This window comes from Kribbella ginsengisoli (assembly GCF_039537185.1).
Taxonomy (GTDB): Bacteria; Actinomycetota; Actinomycetes; order Propionibacteriales; family Kribbellaceae; genus Kribbella; species Kribbella koreensis.
Genome location: NZ_BAABAA010000008.1, coordinates 263,503 through 289,607, shown reverse-complemented (window position 1 = coordinate 289,607; position 26,105 = coordinate 263,503). Strand labels below are relative to the sequence as shown.

24 protein-coding genes are annotated in these 26,105 nt (G+C 67.4%); 11 read left to right on the top strand and 13 right to left on the bottom strand.

What is annotated here, in order from left to right; translation table 11 throughout:
• Positions 1-290 precede the first annotated feature (290 nt).
• A complete protein-coding gene (locus tag ABD768_RS28815; RefSeq protein ID WP_343969605.1) occupies positions 291-1,322 on the bottom strand; it encodes a LacI family DNA-binding transcriptional regulator in 1,032 nt (343 codons plus the stop codon).
• Positions 1,323-1,545: 223 nt separating this feature from the next.
• Here ABD768_RS28815 and ABD768_RS28810 point away from each other — a divergent pair, with 223 nt between their 5' ends.
• Positions 1,546-2,625 carry an ABC transporter ATP-binding protein gene (locus tag ABD768_RS28810; protein ID WP_343969608.1) on the top strand — a complete coding sequence of 360 codons (1,080 nt, stop codon included), beginning with the start codon at positions 1,546-1,548 and terminating at the stop codon, positions 2,623-2,625.
• 45 nt (positions 2,626-2,670) lie between these two features.
• Here ABD768_RS28810 and ABD768_RS28805 read toward each other — a convergent pair whose 3' ends face one another.
• Positions 2,671-3,678 carry a glycosyltransferase family 2 protein gene (locus ABD768_RS28805; protein WP_344845798.1) on the bottom strand — a complete coding sequence of 336 codons (1,008 nt, stop codon included), beginning with the start codon at positions 3,676-3,678 and terminating at the stop codon, positions 2,671-2,673.
• Between the two features lie 67 nt (positions 3,679-3,745).
• On the opposite strand from ABD768_RS28805, the gene ABD768_RS28800 reads away from it, so the two are divergent.
• Positions 3,746-6,187, top strand: a complete 2,442-nt coding sequence (locus ABD768_RS28800) for a YfhO family protein (protein WP_344845795.1) — start codon at positions 3,746-3,748, stop codon at positions 6,185-6,187.
• On the opposite strand, the gene ABD768_RS28795 is transcribed toward ABD768_RS28800, so the two are convergent.
• From ABD768_RS28795 to ABD768_RS28780, 4 genes are all read right to left on the bottom strand, one after another.
• Positions 6,180-7,166 carry an ABC transporter permease subunit gene (locus ABD768_RS28795; RefSeq protein WP_343969617.1) on the bottom strand — a complete coding sequence of 329 codons (987 nt, stop codon included), beginning with the start codon at positions 7,164-7,166 and terminating at the stop codon, positions 6,180-6,182. The genes ABD768_RS28800 and ABD768_RS28795 overlap by 8 nt on opposite strands.
• Positions 7,163-8,095, bottom strand: a complete 933-nt coding sequence (locus ABD768_RS28790) for an ABC transporter ATP-binding protein (protein WP_344845793.1) — start codon at positions 8,093-8,095, stop codon at positions 7,163-7,165. Before ABD768_RS28790 ends, ABD768_RS28795 begins: the two co-directional genes overlap by 4 nt.
• A gap of 94 nt (positions 8,096-8,189) precedes the next feature.
• Positions 8,190-9,230 (bottom strand): CU044_5270 family protein, encoded by a 1,041-nt coding sequence (locus tag ABD768_RS28785; protein ID WP_344845790.1) that lies wholly within the window; start codon positions 9,228-9,230, stop codon positions 8,190-8,192.
• Positions 9,223-9,816: an RNA polymerase sigma factor gene (locus ABD768_RS28780; RefSeq protein ID WP_343969626.1), complete on the bottom strand. Its 594-nt coding sequence runs from the start codon at positions 9,814-9,816 to the stop codon at positions 9,223-9,225. Before ABD768_RS28780 ends, ABD768_RS28785 begins: the two co-directional genes overlap by 8 nt.
• A gap of 81 nt (positions 9,817-9,897) precedes the next feature.
• On the opposite strand from ABD768_RS28780, the gene ABD768_RS28775 reads away from it, so the two are divergent.
• The 5 genes from ABD768_RS28775 (at position 9,898) to ABD768_RS28755 (ending at position 14,296) form a co-directional block, all read left to right on the top strand.
• Complete coding sequence (locus ABD768_RS28775; RefSeq protein ID WP_343969629.1) at positions 9,898-10,368, top strand: nuclear transport factor 2 family protein; 471 nt, start codon at positions 9,898-9,900, stop codon at positions 10,366-10,368.
• A 116-nt stretch (positions 10,369-10,484) separates the two neighbouring features.
• Positions 10,485-10,793 (top strand): metal-sensitive transcriptional regulator, encoded by a 309-nt coding sequence (locus ABD768_RS28770; RefSeq protein WP_396372771.1) that lies wholly within the window; start codon positions 10,485-10,487, stop codon positions 10,791-10,793.
• Between the two features lie 34 nt (positions 10,794-10,827).
• Positions 10,828-11,052, top strand: a complete 225-nt coding sequence (locus ABD768_RS28765) for a heavy-metal-associated domain-containing protein (protein ID WP_343969633.1) — start codon at positions 10,828-10,830, stop codon at positions 11,050-11,052.
• Positions 11,049-12,047, top strand: coding sequence for a hypothetical protein (locus tag ABD768_RS28760; protein WP_344845787.1), 999 nt, complete (start codon positions 11,049-11,051; stop codon positions 12,045-12,047). The genes ABD768_RS28765 and ABD768_RS28760 overlap by 4 nt, the downstream gene beginning before the upstream one ends.
• 14 nt (positions 12,048-12,061) lie before the next feature.
• Positions 12,062-14,296 carry a heavy metal translocating P-type ATPase gene (locus tag ABD768_RS28755; protein ID WP_344845785.1) on the top strand — a complete coding sequence of 745 codons (2,235 nt, stop codon included), beginning with the start codon at positions 12,062-12,064 and terminating at the stop codon, positions 14,294-14,296.
• A 66-nt stretch (positions 14,297-14,362) separates the two neighbouring features.
• On the opposite strand, the gene ABD768_RS28750 is transcribed toward ABD768_RS28755, so the two are convergent.
• The 5 genes from ABD768_RS28750 to ABD768_RS28730 form a co-directional block, all read right to left on the bottom strand.
• Positions 14,363-15,907, bottom strand: coding sequence for a glycoside hydrolase family 13 protein (locus ABD768_RS28750; protein WP_344845783.1), 1,545 nt, complete (start codon positions 15,905-15,907; stop codon positions 14,363-14,365).
• Between the two features lie 28 nt (positions 15,908-15,935).
• Positions 15,936-16,907 (bottom strand): carbohydrate ABC transporter permease, encoded by a 972-nt coding sequence (locus ABD768_RS28745; protein ID WP_344845781.1) that lies wholly within the window; start codon positions 16,905-16,907, stop codon positions 15,936-15,938.
• Positions 16,904-17,833 (bottom strand): carbohydrate ABC transporter permease, encoded by a 930-nt coding sequence (locus ABD768_RS28740; protein WP_343969648.1) that lies wholly within the window; start codon positions 17,831-17,833, stop codon positions 16,904-16,906. The genes ABD768_RS28745 and ABD768_RS28740 overlap by 4 nt, the downstream gene beginning before the upstream one ends.
• A complete protein-coding gene (locus ABD768_RS28735) occupies positions 17,833-19,215 on the bottom strand; it encodes an ABC transporter substrate-binding protein (RefSeq protein ID WP_344845779.1) in 1,383 nt (460 codons plus the stop codon). Before ABD768_RS28735 ends, ABD768_RS28740 begins: the two co-directional genes overlap by 1 nt.
• 195 nt (positions 19,216-19,410) lie before the next feature.
• Positions 19,411-20,415, bottom strand: coding sequence for a LacI family DNA-binding transcriptional regulator (locus tag ABD768_RS28730; protein ID WP_343969654.1), 1,005 nt, complete (start codon positions 20,413-20,415; stop codon positions 19,411-19,413).
• A gap of 87 nt (positions 20,416-20,502) precedes the next feature.
• Between ABD768_RS28730 and ABD768_RS28725 the strand changes: the two genes are divergently transcribed.
• The 3 genes from ABD768_RS28725 to ABD768_RS28715 are packed head-to-tail and all read left to right on the top strand — an operon-like array spanning position 20,503 to position 23,378.
• Entirely contained in the window at positions 20,503-21,747 is a 1,245-nt protein-coding gene (locus ABD768_RS28725; protein ID WP_343969657.1) for a DUF4032 domain-containing protein, read from the top strand.
• A gap of 60 nt (positions 21,748-21,807) precedes the next feature.
• Complete coding sequence (locus ABD768_RS28720) at positions 21,808-22,311, top strand: SigE family RNA polymerase sigma factor (RefSeq protein WP_343969660.1); 504 nt, start codon at positions 21,808-21,810, stop codon at positions 22,309-22,311.
• Complete coding sequence (locus tag ABD768_RS28715; protein ID WP_344845774.1) at positions 22,308-23,378, top strand: hypothetical protein; 1,071 nt, start codon at positions 22,308-22,310, stop codon at positions 23,376-23,378. The genes ABD768_RS28720 and ABD768_RS28715 overlap by 4 nt, the downstream gene beginning before the upstream one ends.
• A gap of 111 nt (positions 23,379-23,489) precedes the next feature.
• On the opposite strand, the gene ABD768_RS28710 is transcribed toward ABD768_RS28715, so the two are convergent.
• Both ABD768_RS28710 and ABD768_RS28705 read right to left on the bottom strand, forming a co-directional pair.
• Entirely contained in the window at positions 23,490-24,257 is a 768-nt protein-coding gene (locus ABD768_RS28710) for an SDR family NAD(P)-dependent oxidoreductase (RefSeq protein ID WP_344845772.1), read from the bottom strand.
• On the bottom strand, positions 24,254-25,405 hold the full coding sequence (locus ABD768_RS28705) for an acyl-CoA dehydrogenase family protein (RefSeq protein WP_344845769.1): 1,152 nt from the start codon (positions 25,403-25,405) through the stop codon (positions 24,254-24,256). The genes ABD768_RS28710 and ABD768_RS28705 overlap by 4 nt, the downstream gene beginning before the upstream one ends.
• 85 nt (positions 25,406-25,490) lie before the next feature.
• Here ABD768_RS28705 and ABD768_RS28700 point away from each other — a divergent pair, with 85 nt between their 5' ends.
• On the top strand, positions 25,491-26,075 hold the full coding sequence (locus ABD768_RS28700; protein WP_344845766.1) for a TetR/AcrR family transcriptional regulator: 585 nt from the start codon (positions 25,491-25,493) through the stop codon (positions 26,073-26,075).
• Positions 26,076-26,105 lie beyond the last annotated feature (30 nt).

The window sequence follows — 26,105 nt, the reverse complement described above, 5'->3', positions numbered from 1 at the left end:
CAGAGTCTCAGCACGGCGCGTTGTTGCTACCCACCGCTGACCGGAAGCGCGGCACCGCCTAGACCAGTCACGGGGCCGGGCGCACCGTCTCTTCTGTTCTTGTGCTTCTCGTCTTGTTCTTACTGCCGCGCGCTTGCTCTGGCCGTGGTTCGTAGGCTCGCGAGCTCACCTGTTGGTCTCTGCGCGACGGCGCGTTCTACGTTCCTGTTTCATCGCTGAGCGGCGGCGCGGCGCGGCACTCCGGCCGACCACAGGTCGGGTGGCGCACTATTCGGTCTTGTCCTTCGCTCTTACCCCTGTGCGGGGTGGTGGGGGCCGGTGGTGTTGCGGACTACTAGTTCTGGGCGGAAGAGGAATTCTGTGTGGGGGGTGGTGTGGCCGCGGACTTCTTCCAGGAGGGCTTGTACTGCGGCTAGGCCCATTGCCTGGACGGGTTGGCGGACTGTGGTCATGGGTGGGTCGGTGAACTCCATCATGGGGGCGTCGTCGTAGCCGACGACCGAGATGTCGGTGGGGACGGAGAGGCCGCGTTGGCGGGCGGCTCGGATTGTGCCCAGGGCCATCATGTCGGAGCCGCAGACGATGGCGCTGACACCGGCGTCCAGGAGGCGTTGGGCTGCGGCTTGGCCGCCTTCTACGCCGAACATGCTGAGTTGGACCAGGTCGGAGAGGTCGTCATCGGTCAAGCCCAGTTGGGCTTTCATGGCGGTGCGGTAGCCGGCCAGTTTGCGTTGGACGACGATGAAGCGTTCGGGGCCGGACGCGAAGCCGATCCGTCGGTGGCCTAGGGCAACCAAATGGGAGACGGCCAGTTCCATCGCGGCGTGCTCGTCGGAGGAGACGAAGGGGGCCTCGACGCCGGGGAGCCAGCCGTTGACGAAGACGACCGGCAAGTTGCGGTCGACCAGGGACTGGTAGCGGGCGTGGTCGGCGCCGGTGTCGGCGTGCAGGCCGGAGACGAAGATGATGCCGGAGACGCCGCGTTCGAGCAGCATCTCGACGTACTCCTCCTCGGTCGCGCCCGATGGGGACTGCGTGCACAGGACCGGGGTGTAGCCGCGCTGGGACAGCGCCGACTCGATCACCTGGGCGAAGGCGGGGAAGATCGGGTTGATCAGTTCCGGCATCACCAGCCCGATCAGACCGGCCGAGCGGCGGCGCAGCCGGGTCGGGCGTTCGAAGCCCAGTACGTCGAGCGCGGTCAGTACCGCCTGTCTGGTCTCTTCCGCGACGCCCGGTTTGCCGTTCAGGACCCGGGACACCGTCGCCTCGCTGACGCCGGCCTTGACCGCGATGTCCGCCAGCCTCGCTCTACTGCTCACGGCGGCACCTTACCCACCGGTCACTGAACTTGCAGCAAGATGTTGCAAGAAATTGCAGACAAGACCTGCGCAGAAGTGTCCACCACGTGAACAAACCGGACATGTCACACGCCGTACACCTTGTCAGGAGCTGTCGCTCAGGTGAGGATGGGCCCACCCCCGCCTGGGGGCCTTTACTCGGATCGTCCGGCACGTTCCTGCCGGTGAAGGAAGGTACACAGTCATGGCTACTGTCTCGTTCAAGGCGGCGACCCGGGTCTACCCCGGTTCTGAGACGCCCGCCGTCGACAAGCTCAACCTCGAGATCGAGGACGGCGAGTTCATGGTCCTCGTCGGCCCGTCCGGTTGTGGCAAGTCCACCTCGCTGCGGATGCTCGCGGGCCTCGAAGAGGTCAACGAGGGCTCCATCTACATCGGCGACCGCGATGTCACCCACCGCCCGCCGAAAGAGCGGGACATCGCGATGGTGTTCCAGAACTACGCCCTGTACCCGCACATGTCGGTCGCGGACAACATGGGCTTCGCGCTGAAGATGCAGGGTGTCTCCAAGGAGGACCGCGCCAAGCGGGTCCAGGAGGCCGCCAAGCTGCTCGGCCTCGAGGAGTACCTGGACCGCAAGCCGAAGGCCCTGTCCGGTGGTCAGCGTCAGCGTGTCGCCATGGGTCGCGCGATCGTGCGTAACCCGCAGGTCTTCCTGATGGACGAGCCGCTGTCGAATCTCGACGCCAAGCTGCGGGTCCAGACCCGTACCCAGATCGCCGAGCTGCAGCAGCGTCTCGGCGTCACCACCGTCTACGTCACCCACGACCAGGTCGAGGCGATGACGATGGGCGATCGGGTCGCGGTGCTCAAGGACGGTCTGCTCCAGCAGGTCGACACCCCGCTGAACCTGTACGACAACCCGAAGAACCTGTTCGTGGCCGGCTTCATCGGCTCGCCCGCGATGAACCTGCTGACCGCCGACCTGGTCGACGGCGGCGCCAAGCTCGGCGACTACACCATCCCGGTCTCCCGCGACATCCTGGCCAAGGCCGGCAGCGACAAGACCGTGTCGATCGGCGTCCGTCCGGAGGCCTTCAAGGTCTCCGACACCGGCCTGCCGGTGAAGGTGGCCGTGATCGAGGAGCTCGGCGCTGACGCGTTCCTCTACGGCACCGCCGAGCACGACGGCAACCACCAGCAGATCGTGGCCAAGATCGGCGCCCGGATGAACGTCGAGAAGGGCTCGCTGATCCACCTCGAGGCGCAGACCGACAAGCTGCACCTGTTCTCGGCTTCGACCGAAGAGCGTCTGACTGCCTGATCCACTGGAACGCGGGCCCTGGGTTGTCTACCCAGGGCCCGTTTTTCAATCCCGGTCGAGCCGTACTTCGTCGGTATGGCTGTGCAGCTTGTACGTCGATGTGCTCGCCCCACCCAGGATGACCCCCGGCGGCGTCAGGTTGCTCTCCTTGACCAGGTAATGCGGCCGCTGCTTGGTCTCGTAGTAGATCCGCCCGATGTACTCGCCGATCACCCCGAGCATCACCATCTGCAAGCCGCCCAGCCCGGTGATCGCCGCGATCAGCGTGACGTAGCCGGGCATCTCCACGCCCTGCGTCGCCGCCACCACGATCACCCAGATCGCATAGAGCACCGCGACGGTCGTGAGCAGCATGCCGACGTAGATCGCGGCCCGCAGCGGCTTGTTGTTGAACGACAGCAACCCGTCCAGCCCGTACTCGAACAGCTTGCGGAACGACCACCGGCTGCGCCCACCGCCCTCGCGCTGGACGTTCTCGTACTCGAAGATGATCGAGTCGAACCCGATCCAGGCGAACAGCCCCTTGGAGAACCGGTTGTTCTCCTCCAGCTTCAGCAGCCCGTCGACCGCGCGCCGCGAGATCAGCCGGAAGTCGCCGACGCCGTCCATCAGCTCGACATCGGCCCAGCGATTGATCAGCCAGTAATACGTCCGGGCGAGCAGCGTCCGGGTCGCGGGGTCGCCGGCCCTGGTCCGGCGCGCGATCACCTGGTCGAAACCCTTGGTGTGCAGTTCGAGCATCCGGCCGATCAGCTCCGGCGGGTGCTGCAGATCCGCGTCCATCAGGATCACCGCGTCGCCACCGGCGTGCCGCAGACCGGCCAGCATGGCGGCCTCCTTGCCGAAGTTCCGGCTGAAGGACAGGTACCGGACGGCCGGGTCGGCGCGGGCGATCTCGATCACCGCGTCGAGCGTGCCGTCCTTGCTGCCGTCGTCGACGTAGATGATCTCGTACGGTTCGTGGGTCCCGGTCAGCTCCCGGCTGACCGCCTCGTGGAACCGGGCGATCACGTCGGCTTCGTTGAAACAGGGAACCACCAGCGTCAACCGCATTGCACTCCAGGAGAGATCCAACGACCTGGCCAGGAGTGTAGCCTGGCGCGCGGTAGAGGGGAGCGCGATGCCGAAGGCAAGAATCCCGGCACCCGAGGCGTGGGTCGCGGGAGCGGTGGCTGCTGTCGGCTTCATGGTGGCCGGGATGTTCCGCGGCACGTTCCCCTTCGGGCAGGCCTCACGCAGTACGAACGACCTCGGCGTGCAGTACATCCCGTTCTTCGCGCACCTGTGGGATGTCCTGACGGGCAACGCCCAGGGCGACCTGTTGTTCAACTGGCAGAGCGGATTCGGGGTCGGGTTCCTCGCCGACTTCGGGGTCGATCTCGGCAGTCCGCTTTCGCTGCTGGTGGTGCTGTTCCCGCGCGACGACATCGATCTCGCGGTCTTCGTCATCACCACACTCAAACTTGCGTTGGCGGCCGCTGCAATGGCGGCGTTGCTACGGCGGATGAAGCCCGGGCCGTGGTGGCTCGCGGCGGTACTCGGCGCGTCGTACGGGCTGTGTGGGTGGGCGATCGACGACGCGGCGTACGTGCCGATGTGGCTCGACGGGCTGATCGCGCTGCCGATGCTGTGTCTGGTCGGCGAGTGGTCGCTGCAGCGCAAGCACCGGATCCTGAGCGTGCTCGTGGTCGGCGTGTTCTGGGTGTCCAACTTCTACACCGCTTACATGGCGACGATCGCGGCCAGCCTGATCCTGATCGTTCGGGTCCTGACCAGCGAGCTCGCCTGGGCCGACCGGCTGCGCGGCCTGCTGCGGCACGCGCTCACGATGATTCTCGGCCTGGCCCTGTCGACGCCAGTCCTGATCCCCGTCTTCAAGACCAACGCGCTCGCGGCGCCGTCGCCGTCCGGCCATTTCGTCCCGGTCTCGCTGGAGAGCTTCTTCTCACGCCTCCTGCCACTGACCGAAGGCGTCTCCCGCAGTGCCGGCCTGTACGTCGGTACTGCGGCCCTGCTGCTCGCCGCGACCCTCCCGTTCAACGGATCCGTCCGAGCCGTCACGCGGATCGCCTGGACCCTGCTGGCGGTCCTCGTCGGCGCCTCGTTCCTGTGGAAGCCGACCCACGACATGTGGCACGGCTTCGACACCCCGAACGGCAGCCAGTACCGCGAAGGCTTCGTGCTCTGCGCGATTCTCGTCATCGCTGCCTGGCTGTCCGTCGCCGACCGCACGCCGAGCTGGATCGCGCTGCTCGGCGGCACGGCACTCGTCGTCACCCTCGCGATCTGCACGCAGCACAGCCCCCTGCTCACCAACGGCAGCATCATCGTGCTGAGCTGCTCGGGCGGCCTCCTACTCGCCGTTCTGCTGGCGATCCGGTACTTCGGGCAGGCACGGCTGGTCGCGATCGTCGGCGCCGTGCTGGTCATCGGCGCAATGGGCGTCGAGCTGGCCTGGACGGCGATCGTGGTCGATCACGAGCGCAACAAGGTGCTCACCGCCTCCGCGGAGCCGTGGGGCGCGCAGCAGAGCGACCTGGCCGACAAGGTACGCGAGGCGGGCGACTGGCCGAAGTACCGGACTGATCCCGGCACGTCGCTGACGCCGAACGACCCGGTGCTGCTGGGTGGCCAGGGACCCGGCTACTACAGCAGCCTGCTGCCCGCGAGTCTGAACCACACGCTGACCAACCTCGGCTTCGGCTGGCAGGGGTACGGGCGGGCGTCGCTCGAGCTCGACAACCCGGTCACGGACGCGATCTTCTCCATCGGCGCGCGCCTCGAGGACGGGACCATCAAGCGCGCCGAGGTGCCGCCGCTCGTCCGGGTTCAGCCGAAGCCGGCTGACGGCGCGCCTGAGCCGGATAGCGTCTTCGCTTATCAGGAAAGACTTTTGGGCGCTCAGGTGTACGACGTACCGAAGTATCGCGGGCGCCGGATCGAGCCCGGACTGGTCACGTTGACGGCCTCGTGCCCGGTCGGCTCGACCGTGTACCTGAGCCTGCCGCGCACCGGTGGGCAGGCGCGGATCGGCGCAGACAGCGAGTGGCGGAACCTGATCGCCACCAAGCGACCGGGCAGCAACACGAGCAGCGCGGTGCTCGAGGTGGGTAAGACGCCGGCGAACGGGGTCGCGGTCATCGAGCTCAAGATTCTCGTCTCGCCGTACGCGCTCCCGGTGAGCGGGGCGATCGGCTGCCTCGACGAGGCCAAGCTGACGAAGGCTGTCGCCGCTCTTCGAGCCGCTGGGGCCACGGATGTGAAGACCGGCGGCCATTCGATCGACGCGACGCTGAAGCCCGGGAGTACAGGGCTTGCGGTGGTCGCGGTGCCGCGGACGGACGGCTGGCGTTGCTCGGTCGACGGCGGCAAGGCGCAGGACGCGGGCGAGTTCGGTGGGCTGATCGCCGTGCAACTGCCAGGACCGAGCCAGAAGATCCACTGTGGCTTCCGGCCGCCAGGCCTCGAGCTCGGCCTGGCGGCCGCCGGTGGATCCATCTTGATCACCGGTGGTCTTGCGCTGTTCTCGCTGCTACGCCGCAGGCGGCAGACAGCTAGTTGACGTCGCGACGGCGGAAGACCAGCGCCCCGATCGCGATGATGACGACGGCACCGATGCTCAGGTACCAGGCGCCGTGCTCGAAGGACAGATGCTTCTCGACCGAGTTGCAGTTGTAGCTGCCGTCCTGGCCGGTGGCGCATTTCTCCACGTAGTACGTCGTCCCGTGCAGCACGAAGGCGTCGAAGTTGAGCCGGATCAACCACGGCTGCACCTGGGTCAGGAACCCACCGAACACACCTTCGACCAGTACTACGTACGCCATCACGACCCCGATCGCAGCAGCCGTATGCCGCAGCAACAGCCCGACGGCACCACCGATCGCCGCCCCGATCGCCGTCATCAGCACGACCCGCCCCGACGTCTCGGCCAGGTTGCCCCAGACCTTGCCCGTCGTACCGGCCGTGATGCCGAGCTTGTCGATGATCAGGTACGTCCCGAACACCAGGATCGCGGTGATCACCACCGCCACCGGGGCGAGCCCGATCCCGGCGCCGGCCAGCTTGCTGGCGTAGACGCGCATCCGGCGCGGCTCGAACGTGAGCCAGTTGCCGATCGCCCCACTGCTGAACTCGGCCCCGACGAAACTGGCCCCGATCAGGAACGCCATCGCCACCAGCAGGTAGGACAACCCCTGCAACATGGTCGGCATCAGCTCGGAGAACACGTTCTTCGGCTTGCCGTACTGCTCGATCGTCGGCGGGCCCGGGCAGAAGTCCTTCAACGCGGGCTTCGGGTCGGGCGCCGAGGCGTACGAGGCCTCGCAGTCCTTCTGGTACTGCTCGCCGTGCAGCTCCCAGTCCTTCTGCGCCTGCTCGAAGTAGACCTGGTTCTGCTGCTGCTCCGCCGCCGACAACGGCCGGGAATCGCGCCAGGTGGCGAACAGCAGGAAGGCGGTGATGATCAGGACGGCGGCGACGCCGATGATCGCGAGCCGGCGCGAGGCCAGCCGGCGGAGCTCGACTCCGGTGAGGCGGATCACTGGTCGCCTCCCAGTCCCTCGTCGGCGGTCAGTTCGAGGAAGACGGACTCCAGGTCGGCGCGGACCGGGACCAGCTCGGACACGTACAACTCCTGTTGGGCCAGCCTTCTGGTGACTTCGGCCGAGTGCTCGGCGCCGTCGACGAAGAGGTAGTTGCCTTCGGCCCGTACTGTCAGGCCTGACGCGGTCAGGATCGACGCGGCCTTGTCCAGTTGGTCCACGCCGATCTTCACGGTGGACTTGCCGCTGCCGCCGATCACCTCGGCGACGGTGCCGGAGGCGAGCAACCGGCCGTGCCCGATGATCGAGACGGTGTCCGCGACCTGCTCGACCTCGGCCAGGATGTGGCTGCTGACCAGGACCGTGCGGCCCTGCTCCCCCAGCCCGCGCATCGTCTCGCGGATCTCCCGGATGCCGGCCGGATCGAGGCCGTTGGTCGGCTCGTCGAAGATCAGCAGGTCGGGCTGCTTGAGCAGCGTGGCCGCGATCGCCAGCCGCTGCTTCATCCCGAGCGAGTAGGTCTTGAACCGGTCCTTGCCGCGCTCGTTCAGCGAGGTCTCCTCCAGCACCTCGCCGACCCGCTTGCGGGGCGCACCGATCGCGTCGGCGAGCAGCTCGAGGTTCTTCCGGCCGCTGAACGACGGGAAGAACTTCGGCGACTCGACGATCGCGCCGACCCGGCCGACCACGTCGGGCAGTCGGTCCGGTACCACCTGGCCGAACACGGTCATCGTGCCGGCGTCGGCCCGGACCAGCCCGAGCAGCATCCGGATCGAGGTCGTCTTGCCGGAGCCGTTCGGCCCGAGGAACCCGTGCACCCCGCCGATCGGAACCTCCAGATCGAGCCCCTGCACCGCGACCACCCGCTTGCCCCGCCTGGTCCGGTACGTCTTCCGCAGCGCCTGCGTGCGAACAGCCAGCTCAGGCATGCCGCCCCTCTCCCTCAGAACCCCCTCGGCGAGGGGGACGCTCATCCTTGCAGAGGATGACGTCCACCCCGCCGGGTTTGTTGCTCCGTTGCGGCTACCGGCGCTCACCGATCCGATCGACGATGCTGCTGGTGACCGAGCTGAAGCCGATCACCTGGCCGCGCTTGTCGCCGCTGGTGACGACCTGGCGTTCACCGATGTAGTCGCCGGTGCGTGGGTCGATGATGATCTCCTGGCGTTCCTTGCCGTCGTCACTGCCGTAGGCGATGCCGACCTTGCCGTCCAGGTTGACCGCACGGTCCGAGACCTCGAGGTGGTTGAGGTTGCCCAGGGCCCGGTACAGCGTCGACCGCACGTTGGCCGGTACCTGGCCGGTCCGGAGCGCGTCGGCTGCGTAGACGAGCAGTTCGGTCTCGCCTCGGCTGTTGCGGGGCGCATCCTTCTTCAGCCGCTTGTAGAGCGCCTTCGGGTCGCTCGGCAGGCCGGCAGCCCACTCCGGCGTCGGGTCCTGCCAGCCACCGGCCCTCGTGCAGGGCTGCTGCCCTTTGTCGAGATAGAAGTCGCCACACCTGGCCCGCAGTACTACGGGAGGCGCGTTGTCGTCCATCAGCTTGGCGACCATATCGAGCTGCTGCTGCGTGCCCTGGAGCAGCTTCCGGTGGCCGGTGTTGCTGCTGCGCTGCATCCACTCCTGGGTGCGGTCGGCCGGGATCCAGGTCTCGGTCAGTTGCTCTTCGAGATAGGTGACGCCCTCGTTCGGGCCTGTCTCGGTGAAGCCCCAGACCCAGCCGTGGCTGACCCGGTAGCGGTACTTGCCGGGTGGGATGACCGGGTCCTTGGCGACCACGTGGTCGGCGGCGGAGTTGAGCTCGGCCTTGGCCTCGGCGGTCCCACCGGGCGAGTTGGTGGTGACCAGGAAGCCTCCGACTACGAGGGTGGTGACGGCGGCGGCCGCTGTCAGGGCATAGGCCCAGCTTCGGCGCTTGCGGCGTACGGGACGATCGATGGCCGCCAGAAACGTGGCGCGGGACGCCTCGAGCCGGGTCGGGTCTGTCGGTACGTCGTCGTGCAGGGCGCCGAGGGCACGGTCGAGCTCATCCTCGGACCACAGGTCGATCAGCTTGTCTTCAGTCATGGTGGATCGCCTCCGGAGTGGCAGTCAGGTGAGCGGTGGCGGCGTGCGTGCGCAGCAGCCGTCGGATGCGATGCAGGCGGGATCGGACGGTGCCGACCGGGATGTCCAGTGCTTCGGCGACCTCCACGGTGGTCAGCTCGGACCAGGACGTCAGCAGGAGGACGTCTCGATCGCCGTCGGACAGCTCTGCGATCGCTGGAGCGATCTGGCGAGCCATCGCCTGGGCGTCGACGCGGTCCGCGACTTGGCCGTCGTGAGAGGGCTGGTACGCCGTGTTGTCGGCGCGGGCTGTCGCTTTGAGGCCCCGGACCTCCTGGCGGACGTGGCGGCGGGCCAGGTTGGTCGCGATGCCGTAGAGCCAGCTGCGGACGGCCGCAGTCTCGGGGTTGTAGGTCTCGCGTTGCTTGAAGGCGGCGAGAAAGGTCTCGCTGACCAGGTCGTGGGCATGGTCGGGGCCGACCCGGCGGGCCAGGTACCGGTGCAGCGGCGCGGCATAGGCATCGAACAGTTCGCCGAACTCCAGCTCGGATCCTCCCCCGTGTGTACCGATGTCAGCCTCCGGGCTGTCGTAACGGATCGCTTTCATGATTCTGGTTGCCCGGAGGGTCCTGCGGCGTTCACGCTGGTACAAGCTTCAATGGATACAGTCGACCAACGAGGAGTGCTTGTGAACGCTCGACCCCCGCTGCCCCCGTTCACCGAGGAGACGGCGATCCAGAAGGTCCGGGCCGCGGAGAACGCCTGGAACAAGCAGGATCCGGCCGCCGTCTCGCTGGCGTACACGCCGGACACCTATTGGCGGAACCGGGACACCTTCGTGAACGGCCGGGACGAGGTGGTCGAGTTCCTGACCCAGAAGTGGGCGCGCGAGCTGGACTACCGGCTGATCAAGGAGCTGTGGGCGTTCACCGGCGACCGGATCGCGGTCCGGTTCGTCTACGAGAGCCACGACGCGGCCGGCCAGTGGTATCGGTCGCACGGTAACGAGAACTGGGAGTTCGACGAGAACGGGCTGATGCGGGTCCGCCGGGCGAGCATCAACGACCAGGCGATCGACGAGAGCGACCGGCTGTTCCACTGGGACGCCCCCGGAGTGCGGCCGGACGATCACCCTGGTTTGACCGAGCTGGGGCTGTAATTCTTCATTACCCCCTATGGGTATCCGCCGTGGACTTGCATCGGATACCCATAGGGGGTACTTTTTTGCCTGTCGACATACCCCGCAGGGGTAGCAGTTGGGAGAAGAGGACCGCCATGACCACCGAAGAGAACGCCGAGCACGTGCACGGATACACCTCGGAGAAGTCCAGCCACCTGAAGCGGCTGCGCCGGATCGAGGGCCAGGTGCGTGGCCTGCAGCGGATGGTCGAGGAGGACAAGTACTGCATCGACATCCTCACCCAGGTGTCGGCGGCCACCAAGGCGCTGCAGTCCTTCTCCCTCGAGCTGCTCGACGAGCACCTGTCGCACTGCGTGGTCGAGGCCGCGCAGCGGGGCGGGGTGGAGGCGGAGGAGAAGGTCCGCGAGGCCTCCGACGCGATCGCCCGGCTCGTCCGCAGCTGAACCTCAGAAGAACTTTCAAGCTAGGAGCACCGCTATGACCACCACCACGTACTCCGTCAACGGGATGACCTGCGGCCACTGCAGCGCCGCCGTCACCGAGGAGCTCGGCAAACTGCCGGGCGTCCAGGAGGTCAAGATCGACCTCAACGCGGGCGGTACTTCCGCCGTTCACGTGACCAGTGAGGCTGCCCTGGACGACGCTGCCGTCCGCGAAGCCGTCGACGAGGCCGGCTACGAGCTGGCCGGCTCAGGCGCATGACCAGGGCTGTCGCGGTCCGGCTCGGCGCGTTCGCCGGCGCACTGGCGCTGGCATTCGCCGCCGCCTTCGCGCTCGGCTCCGCGGTCGACCCGGTCGCGGCAGCCGACCCGGCACCGGCCGCCGACTCGCATGGCGGCGGTGGCGACGGGATGAGCGGGATGCCGTCGGAGGAGCCGGCTGATGCGCATGGCGCCGGGCACTCCGAGGCGAGTGCTCAGCCGCCTGGGCTCGCGGTCTCCCAGTCGGGCTACACGTTGGTACCTCGGAACACCTTCTTCCAGCCGGGTAAAGCGCAGACGCTGGCCTTCACCATCCAGGGGCCGGACGGCAAGCCGGTGACGCAGTACACGAAGACGCACGAGAAGGATCTGCATCTGATCGTCGTCCGGCGGGATCTGTCCGGGTTCCATCATGTGCATCCGACGCGTTCTGCCGATGGGGTCTGGAGCATTCCGTTCACGTTCACCGCTGGCGGGCAGTGGCGGATCTTCACCGACTTCCAGCCCTCCGCGCTGGGCAAGACTCTGACGCTGGGTGCCGACGTCAACGTTTCCGGGCTGTACATCCCGGTGCCGCTGAACGAGCCGGCCAGTGTCTACTCGGTCGACGGCTACGACATCACACTGGCCGGGAAGCCTGTTGCCGGCAAGGAGTCCTCGCTGACCTTCAGCATCACCAAGGGCGGCAAGCCGATCACCGATCTCCAGCCGTACCTCGGGGCCTTCGGACATCTCGTGTCGTTGCGCGGCGGCGATCTCGCCTACCTGCACACGCATCCGTCGATGGAGGCCAAGGCCGGGATGAAGGGCGGCCCGGAGATCGAGTTCGGGACCACCTTCCCGACGGCTGGGACGTACAGCCTGTTCCTCGACTTCCAGCACGCGGGCAAGGTGCGGACCGCTGAGTTCACGGTGAACGTGACCAGCGACGGTACGGCGATCGTGCCACCCAGCGAACTGCCCGGCGCGGGCGAAGAATCTCCGCACGGCCACTGAAAGGAGGCCCAGCAATGACCACACCGGACCACTCCGTCGAGCTCCTCATCGGTGGCATGACGTGCGCCTCCTGCGCCAACCGGGTCGAGAAGAAGCTCAACCGGATGGAAGGCGTCACGGCGACCGTCAACTACGCCACCGAGAAGGCTAAGGTGACGTTCGCCGAAGGCATCAGTACCGACGATCTCGTCGCGACGGTCGAGGCGACCGGCTACACCGCTTCGCTGCCCACTCCCCCTGTCACCGACGGGCCCGAGCCGGTCGATGAGCTGAAGCCCTTGCGGGAGCGGTTGATCGCGAGCATCACGCTCGCCGTACCGGTGATTGCCTTGGGCATGATTCCGGCGTTGCAGTTCGACTCCTGGCAGTGGGCTTCGCTGACGCTGGCCGCGCCGGTGGTGACGTGGGCGGCGTGGCCGTTCCACAAGGCGGCTTGGACGAATCTGCGGCACGGGGCCGCGACGATGGACACGTTGATCTCGGTCGGGGTGCTGAGTTCTTTCATCTGGTCGCTGTATGCGTTGTTCCTCGGCGAGGCGGGAGCGCCGGGGATGAAGATGCCGTTCACGTTGATCCCGTCGCGGGGTAGCGGGGCGGAGGAGATCTATCTCGAGGTCGCGGCCGGGGTGACGACGTTCATCCTGGCGGGACGGTACTTCGAGGCCCGCGCCAAGCGGTCTTCTGGTGCTGCACTGAAGGCGCTGCTGGAGTTGGGGGCCAAGGACGTCGCGGTACTTCGGGGTGGGGTCGAGGTACGGATCCCGGCCGATCAACTTGCGGTGGGCAACGAGTTCGTGGTGCGGCCGGGCGAGAAGATCGCGACCGATGGCGTGATCGTCACGGGGTCGAGCGCGGTGGACGCGTCGATGCTGACCGGCGAGTCGGTGCCGGTGGAGGTCGGTGAGGGCGATGCCGTTGTCGGGGCGACCGTCAACGCCGGCGGGCGGCTCGTAGTACGGGCTACTCGGGTCGGGGCTGATACGCAGATGGCGCAGATGGCGCGGTTGGTGGAGGACGCCCAGAACGGGAAGGCCGCTGTTCAGCGGTTGGCCGACCGGATCTCCGGGGTGTTCGTGCCGATCGTGATCGGGCTTTCGCTGGCCACGTTGGGGTTCTGGCTGGGGAACGGGTCGCCGACCGAGGTGGCGTTCACGGCGGCGGTCGCGGTGCTGATCATTGCTTGCCCTTGTGCGCTGGGGCTGGCGACGCCGACGGCGTTGATGGTCGGGACGGGGCGTGGGGCTCAGCTGGGGATCCTGATCAAGGGTCCTGAGGTGCTGGAGTCGACGCATCGGGTCGACACCGTCGTACTGGACAAGACGGGGACCGTGACGACCGGGCGGATGGCGCTGGTCGATGTGCTGCTCGCGGATGGCGAGGAGCGGGCGGAGGTACTGCGGTTGGCGGGGGCGCTCGAGCATTCGAGTGAGCATCCGATTGCGCAGGCGATCGCTCGCGGGGCTGCCGATGAGGTGGGGAAACTCGCTGCTGTCGAGGATTTCGGGAATGTGGAGGGGCTCGGCGTACAAGGGATCGTCGACGGTCACGCGGTGCTGGTCGGGCGGACCCGGCTACTGGAGGAGTGGAGTCAGCACCTGCCGGCGTCGCTCGCCCACGCCAAGGAGCACGCTGAGGCCGAGGGCAGTACTGCGGTTGCTGTTGGGTGGGATGGGAAAGCACGGGCGGTGTTGGTTGTCGCCGATACCGTGAAGCCCAGCTCGGCCGAAGCGATCCGCCAACTGAAGGCACTCGGTTTGCGCCCGGTCTTGCTGACCGGCGACAACGAGGCAGTAGCCCAGAAGGTGGCCGCCGAGGTAGGCATCGACGAGGTCATCGCCGAGGTCCTTCCCGCCGGCAAGGTCGACGCCGTCAAGCACCTTCAGTCCGAAGGCCGCGTCGTCGCAATGGTCGGAGACGGAGTGAACGACGCCGCCGCCCTGGCCCAAGCCGATCTCGGGTTGAGCATGGGCACCGGCACCGACGTAGCCATCGAAGCGAGCGACCTGACCCTGGTCCGAGGCGACCTCCGCTCAGCCGCCGACGCCATCCGATTGTCCCGCACCACCCTCAGAACCATCAAGGGCAACCTCTTCTGGGCCTTCGCCTACAACGTAGCCGGCCTCCCCCTGGCAGCAGCCGGCCTCCTCAACCCAATGCTCGCAGGCGCCGCCATGGCCTTCAGCTCAGTCTTCGTAGTAACCAACAGCCTCCGCCTACGCCGCTTCCAGCCGCTGACTCCCGCCAGTTGAAGAAACCCCGGCGGCCATCTGGTCTGTGGCCCAGATGGCTGCCGGGGCGGGAGGGGCACGCTGAGATCAGCGGAGCCAGGCTGTTGTGTCTGAGGGGAGTTTGCCTTCTTCCAGTGGGTTGCTGGTGAGGAGTAGTTCGGTGTGCGCGGGCAGCTCGATGGCGTCCGCGGTGAGGTTGACGACGCAGGTCAGGGACTCGCGGGTGAAGGCTAGGACGCCTGGGGCTGAGTCGAGCCAGGTTAGGGTGCCGTCGCCTAGGGTTGTGCGGCGGATTTTCAGGCCGTTGCGGTAGAGGGCGAGCATCGAGTTCTGGTCTGCCTGCTGGGACTCGACTGTGAGGTTTTTCCAGTCGGCAGGTTGGGGGAGCCAGGGGGTGCCGGCGCCGAAGCCGAAGGGGGGTTCTTTGCCGGACCACGGGATGGGGACTCGGCAGCCGTCTCGGCCGCGGTCGGTGCCGTTCGAGCGCTCCCAGAGGGGGTCTTGGAGGAGGTGGTCGGGGAGGTCCTCGACCTCCGGGAGGCCTAGTTCCTCGCCTTGGTAGACGTAGAGGCTGCCAGGGAGGGCCATCGCCAGGAGCGCGGCGGCTCGGGCTCGGCGTTCGCCCAGGACCGGGTCGGTTTCCATGCCGTGCTTGCGGTCCTGGTGGGAGAAGGACGTGTCGGGGCGGCCGTACTTCGTGACCGGGCGGGTGACGTCGTGGTTGGAGAGGACCCAGGTGGGCGGGGCTCCGATCGGGACGTGAGTCGTGAGAGTCAGGTCGATCGAGGCGCGCAGCTCGGCTGCATCCCAGGGGCGGGAGAGGAAGTCGAAGTTGAAGGCGGTCTGCATCTCGTCGGGGCGCAGGTACAGGGCGAAGCGTTCCTGGTCCGGCATCCACATCTCGCCGACCAGGAAGCGGCCCTCGTACTCGTCGGTGATCTGCCGCCAGCCGCGGTACACGTCATGCACCTCGTCGTGATCGGTGTACGACTCCTCGACGCTGTCCAGGTCCTTGAAGAGCACCGCCGCGCTGTCGATCCGGATCCCGTCCACCCCGCGGTCCAGCCAGAACCGCAGGATCGCGTGGAACTCCTCCACCACCTCGCGATTGCGCCAGTTGAAGTCCGGCTGCTCGGGTGCGAACAGATGCAGGTACCACTGCCCGTCCGCGACCTGGGTCCAGGCCGGCCCGTTGAAGATCGACTGCCAGTCGTTCGGTGGCAGCCCACCGGCCCGCCCGTCGCGAAACAGGAACCGCTCCCGCTCCACCGAGCCGGGCCCGGCCGCCAGCGCCTGGACGAACCAGTCCTGCTGGTCCGAGCCGTGGTTCGGCACGATGTCGATGATGGTCCGGATCCCCAGCGCGTGTGCCTCGTCGATGTACGCCTCGGCCTCGGCCAGGGTGCCGAAGCTCGGGTCGATCGCGCGGTAGTCGGCGACGTCGTAGCCACCGTCGGCCATCGGCGACGGGTACCACGGGTTCAGCCAGATCGCGTCGACACCGAGCTCCGCCAGGTACGGCAGCTTGGCCCGCAGCCCCGCGAGATCGCCGATCCCGTCACCGTTGCCGTCGGCAAAGCTGCGCAGATAGACCTGGTAGATCGCAGCTCCGCGCCACCATGTGTCCGACATTGCTTCTCCTTAGGGGGTTGGGAGGGGATCAGCCTTTGAGGCTTCCGGCGGTGAGACCCGCCATGATGCTGCGCTGGAACACGAAGAAGACTCCGATCGTCGGCAGTGACGCGATCACCAGGGACGCGATCAGCACGTTCTGCGGCATCTGCGCCGACAGCGACGCGATCCCGACGCTGATCGACATCTTGTCGGTCTCCGGCAGGACCAGCAGCGGCCAGACGAAGTCCTTCCAGACCGTCACCACCGACAGGATCGAGACCACGCCGAGGATCGGCCGCGACACCGGCAGCACGATCGACCACAGGATCCGCATCGGCGAGGCACCGTCGATCTCGGCCGCCTCCAGCAGCTCGCGCGGGATCGAGTCGAAGAACCGCTTGAGCAGGAAGATGAAGAACCCGTTCGCCGCCGCCGGCAACCAGATCGCCCACGGCGTGTTGAGCAGGCTGACGTGGAACAGCGGAACGTCCTTGGCGACCAGGTACGTCGGCAGCAGCAGCACCATCGGCGGGATCATCAAGGTGGCCAGCATCAGCGCCAGGATCAGCTTGCCGAAGAACGGCCGCAGCTTCGACAACGCGTACGCCGCGGTCACATCGACCGCCAAGGTGAACAGCCACGCGCCACCGGCGTACAGGGCGGTGTTCTTCAGGAAGACGCCGAGCTGGAGCTGGTTCCAGGCGTCGGCGTAGACGCCGAAGTCGAAGTGCTTCGGGAAGAAGCTCGGCGGGATCTGGGCGATCTCCTCCGGTGACTTCAGCGCGCCGGTCACCATCCAGTAGAGCGGGAAGACGAAGGCGAGCGTGAAGCCGATCACCACCACGACCAGCACAGTCCAGTACGTCGCCTTGCCGCGCAAGGATCGCAGCGCCAGCGGCGACACCAGGCTCCTGGTCTCGTACCCGCGACCCTTGTCCTTCTTCTTCCTGGTACGCCGGGGCGCCGGCGCCGGTGTCGTTGCCTCCAGCACCTGTCGGGGTTGCAGCGTCGTCGTCATCGGGCACCCTCGTTGTCGCGCGAGACGCGCAGATAGATCGTCGAGAAGACCATCAGGACCACCATCAGCATCAGGCCGAGCGCACCGCCGCCACCGAAGTCGCCGAAGTTGAAGGCGTACTGGTACATCAGGTAGGCCACTGTCACGGTCGCGTTCTCGGGACCGCCGCCGGTCAGCAGGTAGGGCTCGATGAAGACCTGCATGGTCGCCACCACCTGGAGCAGCAGCATCACCAGCAGGATGAGTTTGGTCTGCGGGATCGTCACGTGCCAGACCCGCTTGAACAGCCCGGCGCCGTCGAGCTCCGCGGATTCGTACAGCTCACCGGGGATGCTCTGCAGCGCGGCCAGGTAGATCAGCGTGCCGGTCCCGAGGTTCATCCAGGTCGAGACCAGGACGAGCGAGATCAGCGCGGTGCTGGACGAGTCGAGCCAGCTCAGCGGCGGGATGCCGAAGACGTCGAGGATCTGGTTGAACAGGCCCGCGCCCGGATCGTAGAACCACTTGAACAGCAGCACCCCGACCGCGGGCGGCAGCATCACCGGCAGGTAGACGACGAACCGCAGGTACGCCCTGGCGTGCTTCAGTTCGTTCAGCACCACCGCAAGCACGAACGGGATCGCGTAGCCGACGATCAGCGCGAGACCGCTGAAGGCGGCCGTGTTCAGCCACGCGGACCGGAAGGCCGGGTCCTCGATCACGGTCCGGAAGTTGTCGAAGCCGACCCATTTGGCGGGATCGACGAAGTTGTTCTCCTGGAAGCTGAGGATGACCTCGCGGATCATCGGGTACCAGGAGAAGAAGGCGAAACAGATCAGTGCCCCGCAGAGGAACCCGTACGCCGTGAGGTTCCTGCCCACCGCGCGGCGCGCCGCTCCCTGGGGAAGGGAACGGCGCACCGGCGGCTTCGCGGTCAGAACTGCCATCAGGTGTTCTTGGCGAGAATCTTGTTGGCCTTGCCCTCGGCGTCCGAGAGCAGCTTGCTGATGTCGGCGTCCTTACGCGTCAGCACCGCGGACATCGCGACATCGAGTACGGCGTACAGCTCCTGCGCCTTCGGCGGCTCGAGCTTGTTGGTGATGTTGGCCTGCGCGTCGACGTACGGGGTGAAGTGGTCGACCGGCACGGTGGCGAACTGCTTGCGAAGGGCAACGATTTCCTTGCCCGGCGCGGTGTTGCCGTACAGGTCCGGGATCGGCAGGCCGACCGGGCGGCCCTGCGCCTTGGCCCGCTCGTAGTTGAACTGGCCCTGGCCCGGCGTCAGCTCGTGGAACTGCAGCCACAGCAGGCCGGCCTTGATCTTGTCCGGCGAGGCCTTCGGGTTGAACATGTACCCGTCGCCACCGCTCAGCGACGAGTGACCGTCGGACTCCGGTACCGCCGTCACGCCGTAGTCGTCGAACTTGCCCTGGAAGTCGTTGTTGACCGACTGGACCACGTCCGGCGCGCCGATCATCATGCCGAGCTTGCCCGAGCCCATCATCCGCATCAGGTCTTCCCACTGCAGGAGCTGCTTGGTGCCCATGCTGTTGTCGTCCCAGCGCATCTTCTTCAGGTTCTCCAGCACGGCCCTGCCCTCGTCGCTGTTGAACGCGGCGGTCTTGCCGTCGTCGCTCACCATCGAGCCGCCACGGGCGTACAGCGAGGCGGCGAAGTGCCAACCGCCGGTGTTGCCCGCGCTGTACTCACCAAAGCCCGTGTAGCCCGCGCCGAGGCCGGCGATCTTCTTGGCCGCCTCCTGCACCTCGGCCCAGGTCTTCGGCGGCGAGTCCGGGTTGAGCCCGGCCTGGGTGAAGAGCTTGCGGTTGTAGACCAGGCCCATGTTGTAGTTGTTACGCGGCAGGCCGTAGGTCTTGTCGCCGTCCTTGAAGACGCTCTGGACGTCGGGGCGGATGTCCTTGAGCTCCTTCACGTCACCGACGTACTGGCTGATGTCGGCGGCCTGCTTGGCCTTGATGATCTTCTGGACGTCGGTGTAGTAGACGTAGAACACGTCCTCCTGGGTGCCGCCGGCCAGCTTCGCCTGGAAGGTGTCCGGGTTGATGCAGGGGAACGCGTCCTTGCTCTGGATGGTGATGTTCGGGTGCAGCTTCTGGAAGGCCGCGACGTCCTCGTCCCACCCGGCGCGTTCCTTCGGATTGCTCTTCGGCGGCTGGCAGCCCACGGTGATGGTCACGGGAGCATTGGCGTCGCCCGACCCCTGGGCCGCCGGCTTGTTGTCGTCCCCGGATCCACAGGACGCGGCGGCTAGGCCGAGCCCTGCCACGAGCAACAGGCTGAGCGCCTTGCGGTGGCTCGTTGTCCTCATCGATGTGCCCTTCTACTGGCGAGGGCGCTTTCCGTCCCGCCCCTCGGATGTGGTCCGTACCGTAGGCAACGCGACTAGATGCGCGCAATAGTTCGATCGCAAGTTGCAAAAACGTGACTCCTGACCGGAACAACGCAAAACGGGGGCCTCGAGCAGGAATTCTGCTCAAGACCCCCGTTGGGGTGTCTGTCGTTGTCAGACCTTGGCGGTCGTCCTCAGCCGGGCGGTCGACGCGCGGACCACCAGCTCGGGCTCGAACAGCAGTTCGTCGGCCGGTACGGCGGCCCGCTCGATCAGCGCCACCAGCATGTCGACCGCGGCCCGGCCCATCGCGTCGATCGGCTGCCGGACCGTCGTCAATGGCGGGTCGGTGCAGTTCATCATCGCGGAGTCGTCGTACCCGATCACCGAGACGTCGTCAGGTACGGACAAACCGGCCCGGCGGACGGCCCGGATCGCGCCGAGCGCCAGGATGTCGCTCGCGCAGACGATCCCGGTGACGCCCTGCTTCACCAGCCGGGTCGCGGCCGCGTGACCACCCTCGAGCGAGAACATCGTGTGCTCGACCAGCTCCGGGTCGGCCTCCGGAGACTTCAGGAAAGCGTCCAGCTTGCGCCGCGACGGGATGTGGTCGCGCGGGCCGAGCACCATCCCGATCTTCTGGTGGCCGAGCGCGCGCAGGTGCCCGATCGCCATCTCCGCGGCCACCACGTCATCCGATGACACCTGCGGGAAGCCGAGGTGGTCGACGGCCGCGTTGACCAGCACGGTCGGCAGCCGGCGCTCCTGGATCAGCTCGTAGTGCGCGTGCGGCGCGTCAGCCTGGGCGTAGAAACCACCGGCGAAGACGACGCCCGAGACCTGCTGCTGCAGGAGCAGGTCGACATAGTCGGCCTCGGAGACACCGCCGACTGTCCTTGTGCACAGCAACGACGTGAACCCCTGCTGCGCCAGCGCCCCGCCGACCACCTCGGCGAAGGCCGGGAAGATCGGGTTCTGCAACTCCGGCAGCACCAGGCCGACCAGGCGGGCGCGGTCCCCCCGGAGCTGGGTCGGCCGCTCGTAGCCCAGCACGTCCAGCGCGGTCAGCACCGCCTCGCGGGTCGCCTCGGACACCCCGGGTTTGCCGTTCAGCACCCGGCTCACCGTGGCCTCGCTGACCCCGACCTTCTTCGCCACCTCAGCAAGTCGTCGCGTCATAGCGCAAACACTACGCCACATTCCGCAAATTCTTGCGGTCACTTGCGTTCGTTACCCGATCCGTCAGGAACTGCCACACTGGTCTGCGTGCCTCGCTTCGTAGCCACTCGCCCGGACACCGGCCTGCTCTCGCTCCCCTGGGACATCCCGCTGGAGGACTGGCCGGAGGACCAGCTGGTCGCGCTCCCCCGCGGTATCTCGCGCCACGTCGTCCGGTTCGTCCGGGTCAGCGGCACGGTCTACGCGATCAAAGAGGTGATGGAACACCTCGCGATGCACGAGTACCGGCTGCTGCGCGACCTCGAGCGGCTGGACTCGCCCTCGGTCGAGCCCGTCGGCGTGATCACCGACCGGCTGGACAAGAACGGCGAGCCGCTCGACTCGATCCTGGTCACCAAGCATCTGCAGTTCTCGCTGCCGTACCGGGCGCTGTTCTCCAGCACGCTGCGGCCGGACACGGTCAACCGGCTGATCGACGCGCTGGTCGCGCTGATCGTCCGGCTGCATCTGCTGGGCTTCTTCTGGGGCGACTGTTCGCTGTCGAACACCCTGTTCCGGCGTGATGCCGGTGCCTTCGCGGCGTACCTGGTGGACGCGGAGACCGGCGAGCTGCACCAGGAGATCTCCGACGGGCAGCGCGCGCACGACCTCTACACGGCCGAGATCAACCTGTTCGGCGAGCTGTCCGACCTGGAGGAGGGTGGGCTGCTCGACGAGTCCATCGATCCGCTGGAGACGATCCACTCGATCACCGCCCGGTACGAGGCGCTCTGGAAGGAGCTGACCGCGCCGGAGGAGTTCCGCACCGACGAGATGCACCGGCTCGACTCGCGGATCCGGCGGCTGAACGAGCTCGGCTTCGACGTCGCCGAGATCGACATCATCACCGACTGGGACGGCAGCCAGGTCCGGATCCAGCCGAAGGTCGTGGACGCCGGCCACCACTCGCGCCGGCTGCTTCGGCTCACCGGGCTGGACGTCGAGGAGAACCAGGCGCGCCGGCTGCTGAACGACCTCGACTCGTACTCGGCCGCGACCGACCAGCAGGGTGAGGACGAGGAGATCGTCGCGCACGAGTGGCTGACCGAGGTGTTCGAGCCGGTCGTGCGGTCGGTACCGCGGAACCTGAAGCGCAAGCTGGAGCCGGCCGAGGTGTTCCACGAGGTGCTGGAGCACCGCTGGTTCCTGTCCGAGCAGGCCGGCCACGAGGTGGACACGATGGAGGCGGCCCGCTCGTACGTCGACGACGTCCTGGCCGCCAAGCCCGACGAGAAGCTGACCTTGCCTCCGGCGCCGCTGCCTGGCGCGACGCTGGATCCCGATCTGGACTGACCTCCGCCGCCGTGCAACGTCTGAGCTGTCGCCGGCGTGGTACGGGGTAGGAGGTGGGAGATGGCCGACGGGGGATCGCCGGATTTCGACGAGTGGGTCCAGTTGCGCGGGGCCGCGTTGCTGCGGTTCGGGTACCTGATGACGCGCGATCATTCGCGCGCTGAGGAGGCGGTCCAGGACGCCCTGGTCGCGGCCTACCCGCGCTGGGCGAAGATCGGCAGGCTCGGTGATCCGGAGGCCTACCTTCGCCGGGCGGTCATCAACGCCGACATCTCACGCTGGCGCAAGTTCTTCCGCCGCGAGACGCCGGTCGCCGAGCCACTCGACACGACCACTCAGGACCATGCGGTCCCGCATGCCGAGCAGGACGCGGTCTGGACACTGTGCGCTTCCCTGCCGACCAAGCAGCGCGCCGCCGTCGTCCTCCGGTACTACGAAGGCCTGCCGGACAGCGAGATCGCCAAGATCCTCGACTGCACTCCGGCCACGGTCCGCTCCCAGATCCACCGCGCCCTGGCGTCGCTCCGAACGACCCTGGGCACGACCGAGGAGGTCACCCAGTGACGACCGAAGACCCCACCGAGACGCTGCTGACCGAATCCCTCGACCGTCACGCCGCCGAGGCGCCGGACGACCACAACCTGCTGACGACCGTCCACACCCGCCTACGCCGCCGCCGCACCGGCCGCACCATCGGCGCCGCCGTACTGGCCGCCGCCGTCGTCGCCACCACCATCACCGCAACCCAGTCCCTGAACCACGACGCCGGCCCCGCCGGAAACACCGACGGAGGCTCGGCGGCGAAGGGCTTCCGCTGGGAGTCGTACAAGACGGTCCAGGTCCAGGTGCCCGCGAGCTGGACGCATTACGCGTCGAGCCCGGCCCCCTGCGGATCCGCGACGGCGCCGACGATCGGCCGACTTGCACCTTGGGTCACCCCCAAGTGGTCCGGTTGCGCAGTAGCGGTCATGCCACTGAAGGAACGGCACGAGTACGTATGGTTCGACGACGTCCAGAAGCCGGGCATCAAGAAGTACGACGCCGGCTGGACCGAGGAGACCCGTGAGGTCGGCGGCGTCCGCGTCAGCGTGCTCACCCAGAACGATGCGCTCCGGCAGCGCATCCTCGACTCCGCCGCCCCACTCATCAACGCACCGGACGGCTATGGCTGCGAGCAGAACGGCTATCTCCCCCAAGAAGACGATTCAACCGAGTCGTTGGTCCTGGGCAAGATCACCTCGGTCGACATCTGCGACTACTGGGGCATCTACCGCGGCAAGCAGTCATCCCTGATCGCAGGCTCGAGCCTCGAGGGCAAGCAGGCGACCAGCCTGGCCCAGCAGATCACCAGAGAACTCCAGACCGCGCCCAAGATCCGCGTTCCCAGCACGCTGCTCTGCCTACCACAAGGCTTGAAAACGGTGCGCTTGACCCTGCACGGCCCCGACGGCAACTGGTCGATGCTCTTCCAGGAACAGAACTGCACCAACCAGTACTACACGAGGGTCGGCTCCGACTCCCGCGTGTTCTCCATCGCCTTCACCGACCTGCTCTTCACCGGCGTCCACAACCCAGAACAGCCCACAAACGTCATCCAGATCCCGGCCGGCTCCACCCCACCGGCCCGCTAGCGCGGCGACCGGTAGGCCCAGGTCTTCGGCGGCGGCGAGCAGGCGGCGGTCGTAGTTGACGAAGGCTGTCAGGTCGTCGGCCAGAACTGTCAGCGGCTGTCAACAGGGCAGTTAGCGCGGGGGCATCCGGAGGGCGCCATCCAGGCGGATGACCTCGCCGTTGAGGAGCTGGTTGCTGACGATGTGGTCGACGAGGGCGGCGTACTCGGACGGGCGGCCGAGGCGGGCCGGGTGTGGGACCTGCTGTTCGAGGACCTTGCGGGCTTCTTCGGGGAGGCCGGCGAGCATGGGGGTCTCCATGGTGCCGGGGGCGATGGTGACCACCCGGATGCCCTTGTCGGCCAGATCGCGCGCGGCGGTGAGGGTGAGAGAGACGATGGCGCCCTTGCTGGAGGCGTACGCCGCCTGGCCGATCTGGCCGTCATAGGCAGCGATCGAAGCGGTCATCACCACGACGCCGCGGTCGCCGTCTTCGTCGGGGTCCAGCGCCATGATGCGCTCGGCGGCGAGGCGGAGCACGTTGAAGGTGCCGATGACATTGACCTCGATCACCTGCTTGAAGGTTGCCAACGGCAACGGTCCCTTGCGGCCGACGACCCGGCCGGGGGTGGCGATGCCGGCGCAGGTGACGACGAGGCGCAGGGGGCCGAGCGCAGCGGCCGCGTCGAGGGCGGCGGTGACGGCGGCCTCGTCGGTGACGTCGGTGGGGACGAAGACGACGCGGTCGCCCAGTTCGTCGGCGATCGCCTTGCCCGCCGAGGACGGCAGGTCGCAGATCACCACGCCGGACCCGGTCGCGGCGTACCGGCGTACGGTCGCCTCTCCGAGCCCGGAGCCACCGCCGGTGACGAGAACGACATCGGACGCGGCAAGCTTCATCGAACACTCCTGAGGAGATCGCGGCTGATTACGAGGCGCTGAATCTGGTTGGTGCCTTCGAAGATCTGAGTGACCTTGGCCTCGCGCATGTAGCGCTCGGCCGGGAACTCGCGGGTGTAACCGTAGCCACCGAGCACCTGGACCGCGTCGGTGGTCACCTTCATCGCGGCGTCGGTGCAGACCAGTTTGGCGATCGCCGCCTGCTGGGTGAACGGCCGGCCGAGGTCGCGCCGGCGAGCGGCTTGCAGGTACGTCGAACGCGCCGACTCGGTCGCCGCGGCCATGTCGGCCAGCAGGAACTGCATGCCCTGGAAGTCAGAGATCGGATGACCGAACTGCTCGCGGCCCAGCGCGTACGACGCGGCGAGGTCGAGCGCAGCCTGCGCCAGGCCGACCGCGCAGGCGGCGATGCCGAGCCGGCCGGAGTCGAGAGCCGAGAGCGCGATCCGCATCCCGTCGCCCTCGTTGCCGATCAGGTTGGCGACCGGCACCCGGACGCCGTCGTAGTTGACCAGCGTGGTGGTGGATCCGGTCAGGCCCATCTTGCGCTCCGGGGCGCCGAAGCTGAGCCCCTCGGCCGACGCGGGCACGTGGAAGGCGGAGATCCCGTGCTTCGGGTCCGCCGACGTCCGCGCGAAGGTGGTGTAGAAGTCGGCGTGCGAGCCGTGCGTGATCCACGACTTGGTGCCGCTCAGCACGTAGTGGTCGCCGTCGCGGATTGCCTTCGTTGTCATCCCGCTGATGTCGGACCCGGCCTGCGGCTCGGAGAGCGCGTAGGCGCCGAGCAGCTCGCCACCGACCATGTCGGGCAGGAGGAGCTCGCGCTGATCCGCAGTACCGAAGGTGGCGATCGCATAGCTGGTCATCGTGTGCACAGACAGGCCGACACCGACCGACATCCAGGCCGCGGCGATCTCCTCGAGCATCTGGAGATAGACCTCGTACGGCTGCTCGGCGCCGCCGTACTGCTCCGGGTAGGGCAGGCCCAGCAGGCCCGCCTTGCCGAGCGTGCGGAACGCCTCCCGCGGGAAGGTCTCGGTCTCCTCGGCCTTCGCGGCGTACGGCGCGAGCTCGTGCTCACACAGGTCCCGCACCAGCCCCAGCAGCTCACCGGCCTCCTCGGTCGGGAGCAAGCGATCGACAGCCATCACGCACCCCTCTCAGTGGCTACCGAAATGATACTCCTATCGATACTGAAGACCAAAGTTCCGTATCGTTCTATGCTGTCTCGATATGACAACAGTCGTCCCCGGGCGTCGTACCCGCAGGCAGTCCGAACTGCTCGACCGGCTCCTGTCCCTGTTCCTCACCCAGGGCTTCAGCCGGTTCACCCTGGACGACCTGGCCGCCGAGCTGCGGTGCAGCAAGACGACCCTGTACGCGCTGGCGCCGAGCAAGGAGCAGCTCGCCGTCGAGGTGGTCAAGCACTACTTCAAGAATGCCACCGCCGAGGTCGAGTCCGCGGTGGCCAAGCAGACCCGGCCGGACCGCCGGATCGCGGCGTACCTGAACGCCGTCGCCGACGCGCTGCGGCCGGCCAGCCGGACCTTCCTGGACGACGTCGCGACGTTCGCGCCGGCCCGGTCGGTCTACGAGCGCAACACCCGGATCGCGGCCGACCGGGTCCGGACGCTGATCGAGGAAGGGATCGAGAGCCGGGCCTTCCGGCAGGTCGACATCGGCTTCGCGGCCGAGATGATCGCGCACACGATGCAGGCGATCCAGCGCGGCGACATCGCCCGGCGTACCGGGCTGAGCGACGCCGAGGCGTACCGCGAGCTCTCCTCGTTCGTCCTGCACTCGTTGCGTCACGAGTGAACGACAGCTTGCTGCCAACTCCCCCGGCTG